This window comes from Arthrobacter zhangbolii (genome assembly GCF_022869865.1).
Classification (GTDB): domain Bacteria; phylum Actinomycetota; class Actinomycetes; order Actinomycetales; family Micrococcaceae; genus Arthrobacter_B; species Arthrobacter_B zhangbolii.
The window spans coordinates 1553861-1566808 of record NZ_CP094984.1 but is presented as its reverse complement, the minus strand read 5'-3'; the positions used below and the strand labels follow the sequence as shown (position 1 = coordinate 1566808).

Genomic DNA, 12948 nt, shown 5'->3' with positions numbered 1-12948 from the left:
CTCCTAAGCCTGCTGTCTATTTCAGGCGTCTCAGGGCCTCACTGACAGCCATCTCGGCCGATTGCAGTTGGTCCCCGGGCGCTCCCGCAGCAATGCGAAGATGCAGCGCCCGCCGGAACTCAGTTAGTGCCCAGACGGGATGTCCAGCGTCCAGGAGTACCTTGCCGCGATGCTGGTGCAGGAACGCCCGGCTGACCAGCGCGTCACCGGGCTTCCCGTGGCCGGGCGCGGCCAGGAACCGGTCCACGGCCGCCAGCAGGCGCAGGGCGTCGCTGAGCTGCCCTTTCCACTGCAGCACTTGGGCCAGGCGGATGGCCGGGCGGACTCCTGCGGACAGCATGCCGGCACCGATACGGGCGCCGGAATGCAGGGCGCCGGCATGCAGGAACGCAGGGGTTACGGCATTGAGTGCTTCCCGGGCGGCCGCTTCGGCTTCGGGAAGCCGTCCCAGGATCCGCAGCCAGGCGATCCGGGCGGACGCGGGGCGTCCATCACCCGCCGTCGTTGCCAGCCACGCCTCGGCGCTGCCGGGATCCAGTGGTATTTCCCGCAGGGTTCGCGGATCAATCCGGTATTCGGGTTCAGGCAGTGCAGTTCCTTTGCCCGTGCCGTCCGCGGTGTTCTCCCCCATGCGTTCCCCAGCGTGTGTCATCAACCGCAGTGTAGCCGCACGTTAGGAAGACCTTTTACTGCTTAGGAAGCGTTTTTGGAAGAGGCTGCGTATAAACCCGTGCCACTTTGATGCCAATTCATTTCCTATCCGATTTACGGTCCTTCCGGGAACCGGCGCTCCAGTAGCTTGATTCCACCTCACTTACGCACCACGCACTTTCTAAGGGGAACAATTGAGTTCAATAAACAACGTTGCGCGGAAGGCTGCCGTGCTGGCTTTCAGCAGCGCCCTTCTGCTCTCGCCGGTGGTGGCCGTGTCCGCCGTCGCCGCCCCGTCCCCCCAGCCCCCGGGCGGCGGGAGCAACGGCGCTTCCGGCGCCCCCGGGGCCAACGGCAGCACCGCGAAAACCGACGACCGCCCCGACGCCGCCGCTGATGAGCGCCGGACGCTGAACCAGCAGGCGGTGGAGAAGGTAGTGCGCGGCGAAGCCCCGGTCCAGAACCGCGGCGGCTCCAAGGCTGTCCAGGTGGCTCCCGGCCAGTGGGCAGAATACGGGCTGGAGGACAGCGACCAGATCCTGTCCTTCCTGATTGAGTTCGGGGACCAGGTGGATCCCCGCTTCCCCGGCTCCGCTCCGGGTCCGGAACATAACCGGATCCCCGCACCCAACCGCAGCATGGACAACTCCACATACTGGCTCCCCGAGTTTGACCGGGAACATTACATGGATATGTTCTTTAACCCGCAGGGCGAATCGTTGAAGACCCTCTATGAGGAAATGTCCAGCGGCCGCTACACGGTCGACGGCGACGTGAGCGACTGGGTAACCGTCCCTTATAATTCGGCCAGCTACGGCGAAACGGAATCCCAGACGGATATGACCCGGTTCGTACAGGACGCGGCCGACGCCTGGTACGACGGGCAGATCGCCGCCGGTAAGAGTGCCGCGGATATCGACGCCTACCTTGCCGGTTTCGACCAGTGGGACCGTTATGACTACAACAACAACGGCAACTTCGACGAGCCGGACGGGTACATCGACCACTTCCAGGCCATCCATTCCGGCGAGGGCGAGGAAGCCGGTGCTGCGTCGTCGGCCATCTGGTCGCACCGCTGGTCCGTGGGCCAGGCCGGACGCGGAATCGAGGGCCCGGCCAGCAACCCGTTTGGCGGTATCCGGATTGGCGATTCCAAGGTCTGGATCCGCGACTACACCACCGAACCGGAGAACGGCGGACTCGGTGTCTTTGCCCACGAATACGGTCACGACCTGGGCCTGCCGGACCTGTACGACACGGCAGGCGGAGACAACGGAACCGGTTTCTGGACCCTGATGAGTTCCGGCTCCTGGCTGGGCCGCGGCGAAGACTCCATCGGCACCACACCCAACCACATGGGCGCCTGGGAAAAGCTGCAGATGGGCTGGCTGGACTATGACGTGGCAACGGCGGGCGTAAAGTCCACGCACATGCTTGGCCCGTCCTACCACGCCACCAAAAAGCAGCAGGCCGTAGTGGTGACCCTCCCCAAGGACGCCAACGGCAACGGCAGGTATTACATTGCCGAGAACCGGCAATACGCCGGCTACGATGCCACCCTCCAGACCGGCCCGTACAACTTCGGCTGGGCCGTCAGCGCACCGGACAAGGTGGAACACTTCCCCTACCAGAACGGACTGCTGGTGACGTACTGGAACGCAGGGCAGCGCAACAACAACACCAGCCAGCATCCCGGCGCCGGCCTGGTCCTTCCCGTGGATGCCCGCCCGCAGGCCCTGCGCTGGACTGACGGCGCACTGGCACGGAACCGCATCCAGAGCTTTGATGCGACGTTCAGCAAGGAAGCCACCGATCCGATTCTCCTGCACCGCGAAACGGCTGCCGGGATGACAACGCTCAATGTGCCTTCCAAACCCGGCATCGCCGTCTTCAACGACAGCAACCCGAATGCGTACTACGACCCGGCAAACCCGCAGGGCAGCGTAGTAGTGGCCGGCACCGGAACCACCATTGAGGTTATCCAGAGCAATCCGAAGGGCATGATGACCGTCAAGGTCAAGTAGCAGCTTTTCGACCCCCAAAGGGCGGGGATCGGAGCAGGACGCTCCGATCCCCGCCCTTCTGCTGCGCCGGCACTGCTACACCGGCGGGGCCACACCGGCGCTGTTACACCGGCACTGTTACACCGGCACGCCCGGGCTACCCAGCCGGCGTGGCGCTGCGCCAGAGCTCCTCGCCGTCCTCGTCCAGCTGACCGCTGCCCGCCAGCCCCAGTTTCCGTGCGACGCCGGTGGAGGCCAGATTCCCAGGAGCGATATAAGCAGCAACCGGTCCTCCGGTACGGGGCAGCAGCCAGCCGAGCAGGGCCCGGGCCGCTTCCGTGGCAATGCCGCGGCCTTGGAAGTCCTCGCCTACCACCCACGCCACGTACGCCGTCGGGCACGGTGCGCCAACGGCGACGGTAGCCTGCACAAAGCCGACGGCGGCGCCCTGCTCCCGGATGATCCAGTTCAGCCATGCCTCCCTGCCGTCCGGTGACGCCCCGACCGATTGGCCAGCGTACCGGGCAGCCAATTCCTGCGCGGTGGGTGCTGTACCCCCGATATGCCGGTAGATGGCAGTGCCCGCCAGCACCGGAACCATTTCCCGGGCATGGTGCACGGACAGCGGTTCCAGCCTCAGGCGTTCCGTGGCGATCAGTTCGGCCCGCGGTACCCCGTTCACAGCGGACCCTGCAGGATCCGCTGGAAAAGCACGTGATCCTGCCATTGGCCGGCGATCCTCAGGTACCGCGGAGCCAGACCGATACGTTCAAAGTCCAGCCGTTCCAGAATCCGCTGCGACGGGACGTTGTGCGGCAGCGTCGCCGCCTGGACGCGGTGCAGGCCCAGGCGTTCCCGGGCTGCCTCCAGGACCGCGGCAACGGCCGCAGTTCCGATCCCCCGCCCGGCGTATTCTCCGTCTATCCAGTAGCCCAGATTCGCGGACTGGAACGGACCACGGACAATACCGGCCAGCGTGACAGTACCGATGATGCGCTCCCCTGCAGCCAGAACCCAGGGCACTTCCGTACCGGCCCGGAACAGCAAGAGTTTTGCCTCAATCACGGCCTTCTGCCCGTCGGAGCTGTAAAAGGATTCCTCGCGTAACGGCTCCCACGGGGCAAGATAGGTGCGGTTGCGCCGGTAGCCCGCTGCGAGCGCATCGGCGTGGGATGCGTCCATGACCTCCATCCGGATGCCGTGCAGCAGCGTGGTCGCGGAAAGCGGTTCAGTAAGCACGCCCCAACCTAACCCATGCGGGCCCGGTTCCCCGGAAGGCTACCAGTAGCCGCGCATAAGCTCCGTGGCCCACCGGGGCTGGATCACCGCGCCGCGCGGACCGAATTCAGCCATAAAGGGCTTGATGTCCAACACCGGCGTGCCGTCGACGGCATCCAGTCCGGAAACCTTCATGGACAGCCCGTCCACTGATTCGATCCGCACAACGGTGCTTCCGATCCGGTTTGGCCGGTTCTTCCCGCGCTGGGCGAAAATGCCCACCAGCGGCCAGTCTGTGTTGCCGCGCGGCCGCCGGGCACCGCGCTCAATCTTGCTCTCGGGGACCTGGTCGAAGACGAACAGGATTTCTGCATGGCTGAACTCCGCCAGCCCCCACAGCGCTTCCTTCGTGAACCGGGCCGGGTCCAGCGAGATGACTGCGTTCTCGCTGTCCCAGTCGTCGTCGAGCACCTCGCTCCGGCTGGATGACACCGCCCCTATGGCCTCCATAAGCAATTCCATTGTTTTGCCTTCCCGTCCGCCGGTTCTTAGGCAGCATTCTGGCACCCGGTACGGGAGCCTGCGGAATCGGTGACGGGTCCCGGCGGGCCTGCATCAAGGTCCGGCTGTATGCAAAGCTTGGTGGATGACGCGCACGGAACGGATCCCGGCCTGGCTGCGCCGCACCGGTATTGAGGTGGCCGGCTGGACCCTTGTTGTCCTGGGACTGGCCGCATTGGTGCTCCCCGGGCCGGGCCTGCTGATGATCGTGGCCGGCCTGGCCGTTTTGTCACTGCGTTATGCGTGGGCACACCGGTGGCTGCACCCGGTGCGCATTCATGCCTTCCGTGCTGCGGCGCAGGGCGTGCAGACCTGGCCCCGGATCGCCGGGTCTGTGTGCGCTGCCTTTGCGGTGATGGCCGCAGGCGTGGTCTGGGGGCTCTGGCGGCAGGTGCCGCAATGGTGGCAGTTCCGGGATTCCTGGTGGCTGCCCGGTGGCTGGGTCACCGGCGGAACCCTGATCGCCTCGGGATGTATCGGGCTGGCACTCATTGTTTACAGTTACATCCGTTTCCGCCCGAACGGTGGCCCACGGGCCTCACGGCAGGCACCTCCCCCGGATACCGCAGATCCCTCCACTCCCCCGGCAGAGTAGCCGCAGCAGCGGCAACGCGGGTCAGCGGAAACGGTCGAGGGAACGTGTACCCACAATGGGCACGGCAGCTGCTGCCGCCAGCAGGACCCACAGCCAGAAGACGGGCGGTGTTCCGGCAGTTGCCCCAAGCAGACCGGCTGCGAGGGCGGCGACGGGCATAACGCCAAGTGTCAGCGTCCGCTGTGCCGCACCGACGGTGGCCAGGCGGTCAGGCGGCACTGTTCCGGGCAGGACCTCCGACCCGGCTACTCCGGCAACGGCCACCAGAAAGGCCCAGAGCAGGAACTCCAGGCCGAGCCACACCAGTTCCGGGCCGGGGAGCCTGGTGCAGGCCACGGCCAGCAGGATGGCAGGGACGGAAAGCACCGCCGCACCCGCACGCGAAACCCGCAACCCCAGCCTGCTGCTGATGGACGGCGCCGCAGCAGCACCCAGGACCGCCCCCAGCGCACCAAACGCGCCAAGCACGGCGTACGCAGCTGGCGGCAGGGAAAGATCCCGCAGCACGTAGACAGGCAGGATCGTGTTACCGACCATGGCCGCCGCGTTGGTCAGGCAGGCGCTGAGGGTCAGTGCCCGCAGGGCTGGTGACTTCCGGAGGATGGCAAAACCTTCCCTGCCGGCCCGCCGCGGCCTCACCTGAGGCTGATGGCCGTCTGCGCCCGTGCCGGCGAGCCCGCTGTTGCCGGGTTGCCTGTCTGCGCCGGGTTCACGCTCTGCGCCGGGTTCACGCTTTGTGGCAGGTTGACGCTCTGTGCCAAGCGCGCCGCTGCGCACGCTCCTGGGCAGGCCAAGCTGGAACAGCCGTGAGGCGGCGTAGGCAACTGCCGCTGCCGCGAGCAGCAGCGGCATGCCGAGCAGCGCCAGGAACGCCCCTGCCGCTGCGGCCGCTGTGGCCGACGCCGTCTGTCCGGTGATGGCCAGGCGTGAGTATGCATGCTTCAGGCCCCGCCTGCCGGCGACGGCGGGAATGAGCACGGTCTGGGCAGTGGTGAACACGACGTCGGCCACGCCGACGAGAACGGCTGCCGCGGCGAGCATCGTGGGTGAGAGCCATCCGCCGACAGCTGCGGCTGCGAGACCCAGAAGTGCCAGGCACCGCAGCAGCGAGGCGGCGCCCATGGCGCTGTGCGGCTGCCCCCGCCGGTCCACCGCAGCGCCCACCTGTACGCCGAGGAGCACAAACGCTGCAATCCCGATCGCGTTGAGAACCCCGACGAACCCGGCCCCCAGACCCAGCACCGACACGGCCAGGATGGGAAGCACTGCACGGCTGACAGCGTCCCCGAACCCCTCGGCCGCGGCAGTGGCCAGCAGGAAACCGAGCCCGCGGCTGCTCTTCTGCTGGGCCACGGCTGCGCTGCGCTGCGTGCCCTCCGGCCCGGCCGTGCCGGTAATGTCCTTGGCCGCCATCAGAGATCCCCCCGCACTGTCCGGGGACTTCCCGAAACTGCGGACATCCTGTCAGGTATTACCTGACACCACAAGAGGTACGCGACCGGCTATCGGGCTGGATAGGATGGCCGCATGCCTCCCGAGCAGCCCGCAGCGGGCCACGCCGAGCCTTTGCACCAGCCGTTTATGTGTTCATTCTGCCTGCGCGGCCGCGAGGAGACCGGCGTGCTGGCGGCAGCACCCACTGCCGCTGTCTGCCGTGACTGTGCAGCCAAGGCGCTGCGGATGCTGGACGCGCACCACACCTCGGCGTCGGACCCGCTGCCCGGAACACCCTGGGAGGCGCTGAACAACGAGGAACTGCTCATACGCCTGCCCCGGGTCGCCGAGGCCCGGGACCAGGTCGAGCAGCACCTTCAGCGCTGGGTGGCGGTGGCCCGGGAGCGCAACATCAGCTGGGCCGCCATCGGCACTGCCCTGGGCATGTCGCGGCAGTCCGCCTGGGAACGCTTCCGGAGCGGGCCGGGAGCCTAACCCAGCGTCTTCAGCGCCGCGGCAAGGTACGGGGCTGTCCGGCTCGCATCGCAGCCGGCCACGTCCGCAGCGGTGCCGGCACAAATGATCCGGCCGCCTTCCTCGCCGCCGGACGGGCCCATGTCGATCACCCAGTCGGCTGAGGCCACCACATTCATGGAGTGCTCCACCACCACCACGGTGTTGCCTGCATCCACGAGCCGGTTCAGCTGGGCCAGCAGCAGCTGTACGTCCTGCGGATGCAGCCCGGTAGTGGGCTCATCCAACAGGTAGAGAGTGTGTCCGCGCCGGGCGCGCTGCAGCTCGGTAGCCAGTTTGATGCGCTGTGCCTCGCCGCCGGAGAGCTCCGTGGCCGGCTGACCCAGGCGCAGGTAGCCCAGGCCGACGTCGAGCAGGGTACGCAGGCTGCGGGCGGCTGCGGGCACATCGGCGAGGAACTCGGCGGCGGATTCCACCCGCATGCCCAGCACATCAGCGATGGACTTGCCCCGGTAGGTGACTTCCAGGGTTTCCTCGTTGTAGCGGGCGCCGTGGCAGACCGGACACGGCCCGTAGGTGCCGGGAAGGAACAGCAGCTCGACGGCGAGGAAGCCTTCACCCTGACAGGTCTCGCAGCGGCCGCCGGCCACGTTGAAGGAGAACCGCCCTGCGGTGTACCCCCGGGCCCGTGCCTCATCCGTTGAGGCGTAAAGCTTCCGTACCGCGTCGAACAGGCCGGTATAGGTGGCGAGGTTGGAGCGCGGCGTGCGGCCGATGGGCCGCTGGTCCACCCGGACCAGCCGGTCCAGGTGCTCCAGGCCGGCGATGCCGCGGACCTTGGCGCCGGGATCGTTGTCCTCGGCTTCCTCACCGTCAGCGGGCTCCGGCGCGGCACCGTTGACCTTGCTGCCCACCGTTTCGGCCAGCACCTGGCTGACCAGGGTGGACTTACCCGAGCCGGAGACACCGGTCACCGCCGTCAGCACCCCCAGGGGGATTTCCGCATCCAGCTCGCGCAGGTTGTGCCGGGTAATGCCTTTCAGGCTCAGCCATTGCTCGGGGACCCGGCGGGGCGGCCGGACGTCCCGGGCTTCGCCGAACAGGAACGGGCGCGTGGCGCTGTCCCTGACCTTGGCCAGCCCTTCCACGGGTCCGCTGTACAGGACCGTTCCGCCGCCGTCGCCGGCCTGCGGGCCGACGTCGACAATCCACTCCGCGCTGCGCACTACGTCCATGTTGTGTTCAACGACGAACACCGAGTTACCCGCGTCCTTCAGTTCCTGGAGGACGGTGAGCAGCGGTTCCGCGTCCGCCGGGTGCAGGCCCGCGGACGGTTCGTCCAGGACATAAATGACGCCGAAAAGCCCGGAGCGCAGCTGGGTGGCAATCCGCAGGCGCTGCATCTCCCCGGGCGACAGGGTGGGGGTGGCGCGGGAGAGGCTAAGGTAGCCCAGGCCCAGGCCGGTCAGTATTTCCAGCCGGCCCAGCAGGTCCCTGGTAATGGTCACGGCCACTTCGGTGTCTTCATTGGAGGCAGCCGCACGGGAGGCCGTGCCGGCGGACTTCAGCTCCGCCGTCGGCCGGATGATCTCGGCCAGTTCGGCCAGCGTTGCACCGTTCAGCTCGGCGATGTTCCGGCCGGCGAAGGTAACGGCGAGCGCTTCGGGGCGCAGGCCCGCGCCGCCGCAGACCGGGCACGGTCCGGAAACCATGTAGGCCAGGACCCGCTCGCGCATCTGTGCACTGCCGGAATCAGCCAGGGTATGCATCACGTAGCTTTTGGCGCTCCAGAAGCGGCCCTTGTACGGTTTGGCCACGCGGTCCCGCTGCGGGGTAATCATGACCACAGGCTGTTCGTCGGTGAACAGGATCCAGTCGCGATCCTTTTTCGGCAGCTTTTTCCACGGCACGTCGACGTCGTAGCCCAGCTGGATGAGGATGTCACGCAGGTTCTTGCCCTGCCATGCCCCGGGCCAGGCGGCAATGGCACCCTCACGGATGGTCAGTGACGGATCCGGTACCAGGGAATCCTCGGTCACGGTATGGGCAATGCCCAACCCGGAGCATTCCCGGCAGGCCCCGGCGGCGGTGTTCGGGGAGAAGGCATCCGAGTCAAGGCTGCCCGGTTCCGCGTCCGCCGGGTAGGTGCCGCCGCGGGAGAAGAGCATACGCATGGAGTTTGAGAGCGTCGTCAGGGTGCCCACGGTGGAGCGGGAACTGGGTGCGCCGCGGCGCTGCTGCAGGGCAACGGCCGGGGGCAGCCCGGTGATTTCCTCGACCTTGGGGTTGTGCCCCTGGGAGAGCAGCCGGCGCGCGTACGGCGCCACTGATTCGAAGTAGCGCCGCTGGGCTTCGGCGTAAATGGTGCCGAACGCGAGGGAGGATTTCCCGGATCCCGACACCCCCGTAAAAGCGACGATCGCGTCACGCGGAACGTCGACGTCGACGTTGCGCAGGTTGTTCTCCTGCGCTCCGCGGACGCTGACCATGCCGTTGCGGGTGGATGCCTGTACTGGGTTGGATTTCACGCTGCTCATCATTCTCAGGTTAGCGAGGACCGAGGCAGGGGACTAAACGCTAAGCATGCTTTCAGCCAAGAGCGTCAACGTCGGTTACCGGGCCTGCGGCGGCAGCCTTGGGCGGGACTTCCAGGCTTTGGACTCCGGACTGACGCCTCACCTGGACCGGGTGAATTCCGCGCGCCTGCCTTTTCGGTTTTCCGGAACCGTTTCATCCGCCTGTAAACCGGCTCCACAATGGAGCATCACCTCCGTGGCATTGTCCGGCCGCTGCATCCCACCCCCGCACCTCCGGTCCCGCCATAGGTGAACCTAAAGGAGAGCTGAGCCATGACTTTTTGGGAATCGATCTGGAGCATTGTTGTTGCGTTCCTCTTCGTGGCCTACCTGATCCTGTTGTTTCAGATCATTTCCGATCTGTTCCGTGACAGGGAGTTGGGCGGATTCGCGAAGGCGGTATGGGTTTTCTTCCTCTTTTTCGCGCCGTTTATTACAGCGCTGGCCTACATCATCGCCCGGGGCCGGGGCATGGCCCTGCGCAGCGAACAAAGGGCCCGGGAAGTTACCGAGCAAAACGAAAGCTATATCCGGCGGGTAGCTGACAGCACGTCGCCGGCACAGCAGATTGCGTCCGCACACGATCTGCTGGAAGAAGGACAGATCACTGAGCCGGAGTTCGAGCGGCTGAAATCCCTGGCCTTGTCCTGAGTACCGGCATCCGAAGTACAGGCACCCGAAGTACCGGCACCCGATCGCAGTCCGCCGGGTCAAACTGGTCCGGAGGGACCTAGAATCGCACGGTGGAGACTTCAGCGGCCCACCCCCAGCCCGCGGCAGCACCTTCCGCCAGGGGAACGCTTCCGGCGCTTATCCCCCGCCCACACCTTCTCGAACGCCTGGGCGGCACCACAGGTCCGGTTCTCATCGCGGCCCCGCCCGGATACGGCAAAACCACGCTGCTGCGGCAATGGTCCGGCACACTGAGGCCACAGCCGGTGTGGGTGGTTCCGCGGGACGGCGGCACGGTGTGGCCGGCCATTATGGCCGGCCTGCAGGCGGCACGGGTTGTGCCGGAAGGGAATGCGGGCGCACTTCAGCCGCCCGGCGGCCTGGATGATGCCCTGGCATTCCTCACCCGGAAACTCACCGGGTCCCGGATCCGCCTGGTGTTCGACGCCGTTGAGGGTTTCAGGGCGGCTGAAAGAGAGTCGTGGTTCCGCGCCCTGCTGAACCGGGACCCCGTCCCGTTCCAAGTCATTGTTGCCACGCGGGACAGCACCGCCATAGACGCGACCGATGCCCGCCTTGCCTTCCGCCTCCTGGACCTGCGGGCCGAGGACCTTGCCTTCTCCGCTGCGGAGACCTCCGCTCTGGCCGCCCTGGCGGTTCCCGGTGCAGGGCAACGCACCGTCCGGCAGATCCATTCGGACTGTGGCGGCTGGCCTGCGTGCACCGCCCTCGCACTGGGATACCTGCAAGGCGACCGATCCCCTGCCCGCCCCGCCGTGGAGGACCGGAGCGGGACGATTGCTGCCTACCTGGACCGGACGGTACTGCCCGCGCTGACGCTGACGGAAATCCGGGTGATCGCGGCTGCGTGTATTTGCGGCACGAGTGAGCCTGCCCAGGCGGCTGCGCTCTGCGGGGTTCCGGACGCCGGGACCATTCTGGGCCGACTCGCCACGCAGGGCCTGATTCAGCGCCGCGGGCAGCAGGCGTTCGTGCTGCGTCCGGTTCTGCGGCAGCATTTGCTGCAAATGCTCTGGCGGGCCGATCCCGCCGGGCTTCGCCGGCTACACCGCCGAGCCTCATCCTGGCACAGCACCGCAGGCAGCGCCGCGGCATGCCTGCGCCATGCGGCAGCGTCCGGTGAGGGGCCCCACCTCGCAGCCGTCCTGGCCCACCACGGCGCCGATCTGGTCCACTCCGGGGAATCGGATGCCGTGCTCGCTGCACTGTCGCTGCTGGGCGACGCCGAAGTCACCTCGGATGGCAGACTCAGCCTGATCGCGTCGCTGGCCCACTCGGTGCAGTTGGAGCCGACGGCGGCTTCCCGGTACCTGCAGGCGGCAGACCTTGCCTGGCGGTCGGCAATGCCTCGCGAGTCGGAGGCACTTCGTGAACTCGTACAGGCGCGGAGCACCTTATTCAGCTCCGGCTGGTCCCGGCCATTCCCCGGATCCGGGGTCCGCCCGGCAGCGCTTTCCGCCGCCGCCCTTCCGGGCATCCGGATCGAGGCGACACTGGCGAATGCTGTGGCGTTGCTCGGCAGCGGACGCTATTCCGCTGCCCAGGAGTCCGCTGCGAAAGCCTTATCCGAGGCAGCTGCTGTCCACAACGGTTATCTGGCCGGCAGGAGCCTGTTTGATCAGGCCATCGGGGCCCAGCTGCAGGGAAACAACCGCAGGGCGGCCGGCCTGCTGCGGGATGCCCGCGCCCGATCCCCGGCCCGCGTCCGGCAGCCCGGTCCCCGGCATGCAGCCGTCAGCCTGGTGTACGCCGGCCAGGCGCTCCTCCGTTTGGAGCCCGTCTCAGCCCATAACCTGGCAGTCGATGCGGCGGGGAACCTCGACGCACTTGAGCCCACCCCCGCCGGGCTCGGCGCAGCGATGCGTTCTGCTGCCGCCTTGCTGGAAGCGGGCGCCCTTTTTGACCTCGGTGAGGTGCAGCGGGGGCTGGACGGCCTGCTCGCCGCCCGGCTTATGCTCGACCCCGAGGCGCCCTTCGCCGGTGCACTGAGTGCCTGGACTGCTCTTATCGAGCATTCTGCAGCTCTGTCCCACGGCTATCCCCGGCGGGCCGGCGAAGTCCTGGACTGGGCGCAACGGCCGCTCGGCGGAACCGCGGAACTCTGCCTGCTCCGTGCTGCCGCCGCTGACTCCGCCGGCAGGGCGGAGTCAGCGGCGCATCACCTGCGCCAGCTTCGGGAGGAAAGCCTTCCCGCGTTGCTGGCCTGGACTGCAGTGGAAGTTCCCCTGCTGGAGTGTCTAACCGCTTTGCGCAACGGGCAGCGGGCCCGCGCCGTCGGGCATCTGTCCCTGGCACTGCGGAAGGCTGTGGACCTGGACGTCCTGCGGCCCCTGGCGGGGGCGGGACCGGAGGTAAGGTCCCTGCTGATGGAGCGGGTGGGCGGTCACGGGCCGGAAGCGGCGGCGGTACGCACGGTGCTGCAGCAGCGGACGCCGGAGAATATCAGCGCACTCACACCACGTGAACTGGAAATCCTTACGCTTCTCCCCTCTCACCTTTCGCTCAGACAAGTGGCAGAAGACCTGCAGCTGTCAGTCAATACGGTCAAAACCCATGTCCGTATCCTGTATTCAAAACTCGGTGTGACCAACCGTCATGACGCAGTGGAAGCAGCGTTCAGGCACGGCCATGTCGCCTAGTTTCCGCAGCCCGGCGGCTCACCCCATGAGGGTGGTCCCGGACCCGCCCTGCAGCCCTAGCCTTGTGGGAATGGCACAAACAGCCTTTTCGGCAGGCGGGTGAA

The 12948-nt window shown here is 67.1% G+C and carries 11 protein-coding genes; 5 read left to right on the top strand and 6 right to left on the bottom strand.

Translation table 11 applies throughout. The features are described from left to right. Nucleotides 1–16: 16 nt before the first annotated feature. Nucleotides 17–652, bottom strand: a complete 636-nt coding sequence (locus MUK71_RS07200; RefSeq protein WP_227902170.1) for a hypothetical protein — start codon at nucleotides 650–652, stop codon at nucleotides 17–19. Between the two features lie 193 nt (nucleotides 653–845). Between MUK71_RS07200 and MUK71_RS07195 the strand changes: the two genes are divergently transcribed. Further along, nucleotides 846–2675, top strand: a complete 1830-nt coding sequence (locus MUK71_RS07195; protein ID WP_227927988.1) for an immune inhibitor A domain-containing protein — start codon at nucleotides 846–848, stop codon at nucleotides 2673–2675. Between the two features lie 136 nt (nucleotides 2676–2811). On the opposite strand, the gene MUK71_RS07190 is transcribed toward MUK71_RS07195, so the two are convergent. From MUK71_RS07190 to MUK71_RS07180, 3 genes are all read right to left on the bottom strand, one after another. Then, nucleotides 2812–3336: a GNAT family N-acetyltransferase gene (locus MUK71_RS07190; protein ID WP_227927989.1), complete on the bottom strand. Its 525-nt coding sequence runs from the start codon at nucleotides 3334–3336 to the stop codon at nucleotides 2812–2814. Then, nucleotides 3333–3845 (bottom strand): GNAT family N-acetyltransferase, encoded by a 513-nt coding sequence (locus MUK71_RS07185; RefSeq protein WP_227928085.1) that lies wholly within the window; start codon nucleotides 3843–3845, stop codon nucleotides 3333–3335. Before MUK71_RS07185 ends, MUK71_RS07190 begins: the two co-directional genes overlap by 4 nt. Nucleotides 3846–3932: 87 nt before the next feature. Continuing rightward, nucleotides 3933–4394, bottom strand: a complete 462-nt coding sequence (locus MUK71_RS07180; RefSeq protein ID WP_227927990.1) for an SAM-dependent methyltransferase — start codon at nucleotides 4392–4394, stop codon at nucleotides 3933–3935. 124 nt (nucleotides 4395–4518) lie between these two features. On the opposite strand from MUK71_RS07180, the gene MUK71_RS07175 reads away from it, so the two are divergent. Continuing rightward, nucleotides 4519–5028 carry a PGPGW domain-containing protein gene (locus MUK71_RS07175; protein ID WP_227927991.1) on the top strand — a complete coding sequence of 170 codons (510 nt, stop codon included), beginning with the start codon at nucleotides 4519–4521 and terminating at the stop codon, nucleotides 5026–5028. A 21-nt stretch (nucleotides 5029–5049) separates the two neighbouring features. Here MUK71_RS07175 and MUK71_RS07170 read toward each other — a convergent pair whose 3' ends face one another. Continuing rightward, nucleotides 5050–6441: an MFS transporter gene (locus MUK71_RS07170; protein ID WP_227927992.1), complete on the bottom strand. Its 1392-nt coding sequence runs from the start codon at nucleotides 6439–6441 to the stop codon at nucleotides 5050–5052. Between the two features lie 114 nt (nucleotides 6442–6555). Between MUK71_RS07170 and MUK71_RS07165 the strand changes: the two genes are divergently transcribed. Continuing rightward, complete coding sequence (locus tag MUK71_RS07165) at nucleotides 6556–6957, top strand: ClpX C4-type zinc finger protein (RefSeq protein WP_227902176.1); 402 nt, start codon at nucleotides 6556–6558, stop codon at nucleotides 6955–6957. Here MUK71_RS07165 and uvrA read toward each other — a convergent pair. Continuing rightward, nucleotides 6954–9473 carry an excinuclease ABC subunit UvrA gene (gene uvrA, locus MUK71_RS07160; protein ID WP_423723457.1) on the bottom strand — a complete coding sequence of 840 codons (2520 nt, stop codon included), beginning with the start codon at nucleotides 9471–9473 and terminating at the stop codon, nucleotides 6954–6956. The genes MUK71_RS07165 and uvrA overlap by 4 nt on opposite strands. 312 nt (nucleotides 9474–9785) lie before the next feature. Between uvrA and MUK71_RS07155 the strand changes: the two genes are divergently transcribed. Beyond that, complete coding sequence (locus MUK71_RS07155) at nucleotides 9786–10163, top strand: PLDc N-terminal domain-containing protein (protein ID WP_227927993.1); 378 nt, start codon at nucleotides 9786–9788, stop codon at nucleotides 10161–10163. Nucleotides 10164–10255: 92 nt separating this feature from the next. After that, nucleotides 10256–12844, top strand: coding sequence for a LuxR C-terminal-related transcriptional regulator (locus MUK71_RS07150; RefSeq protein WP_227927994.1), 2589 nt, complete (start codon nucleotides 10256–10258; stop codon nucleotides 12842–12844). Nucleotides 12845–12948: the final 104 nt, after the last annotated feature.

What these genes read in the sequence shown, in the direction of transcription:
- MUK71_RS07200 (WP_227902170.1), bottom strand. Translation starts at nt 652, where the DNA reads ATGACACACGCTGGGGAACGCATGGGGGAGAACACCGCGGACGGCACG.
- MUK71_RS07185 (WP_227928085.1), bottom strand. Translation starts at nt 3,845, where the DNA reads ATGGAGGTCATGGACGCATCCCACGCCGATGCGCTCGCAGCGGGCTAC.
- MUK71_RS07180 (WP_227927990.1), bottom strand. Translation starts at nt 4,394, where the DNA reads ATGGAATTGCTTATGGAGGCCATAGGGGCGGTGTCATCCAGCCGGAGC.
- MUK71_RS07175 (WP_227927991.1), top strand. Translation starts at nt 4,519, where the DNA reads ATGACGCGCACGGAACGGATCCCGGCCTGGCTGCGCCGCACCGGTATT.
- MUK71_RS07170 (WP_227927992.1), bottom strand. Translation starts at nt 6,441, where the DNA reads ATGGCGGCCAAGGACATTACCGGCACGGCCGGGCCGGAGGGCACGCAG.
- MUK71_RS07165 (WP_227902176.1), top strand. Translation starts at nt 6,556, where the DNA reads ATGCCTCCCGAGCAGCCCGCAGCGGGCCACGCCGAGCCTTTGCACCAG.
- uvrA (WP_423723457.1), bottom strand. Translation starts at nt 9,473, where the DNA reads ATGAGCAGCGTGAAATCCAACCCAGTACAGGCATCCACCCGCAACGGC.
- MUK71_RS07155 (WP_227927993.1), top strand. Translation starts at nt 9,786, where the DNA reads ATGACTTTTTGGGAATCGATCTGGAGCATTGTTGTTGCGTTCCTCTTC.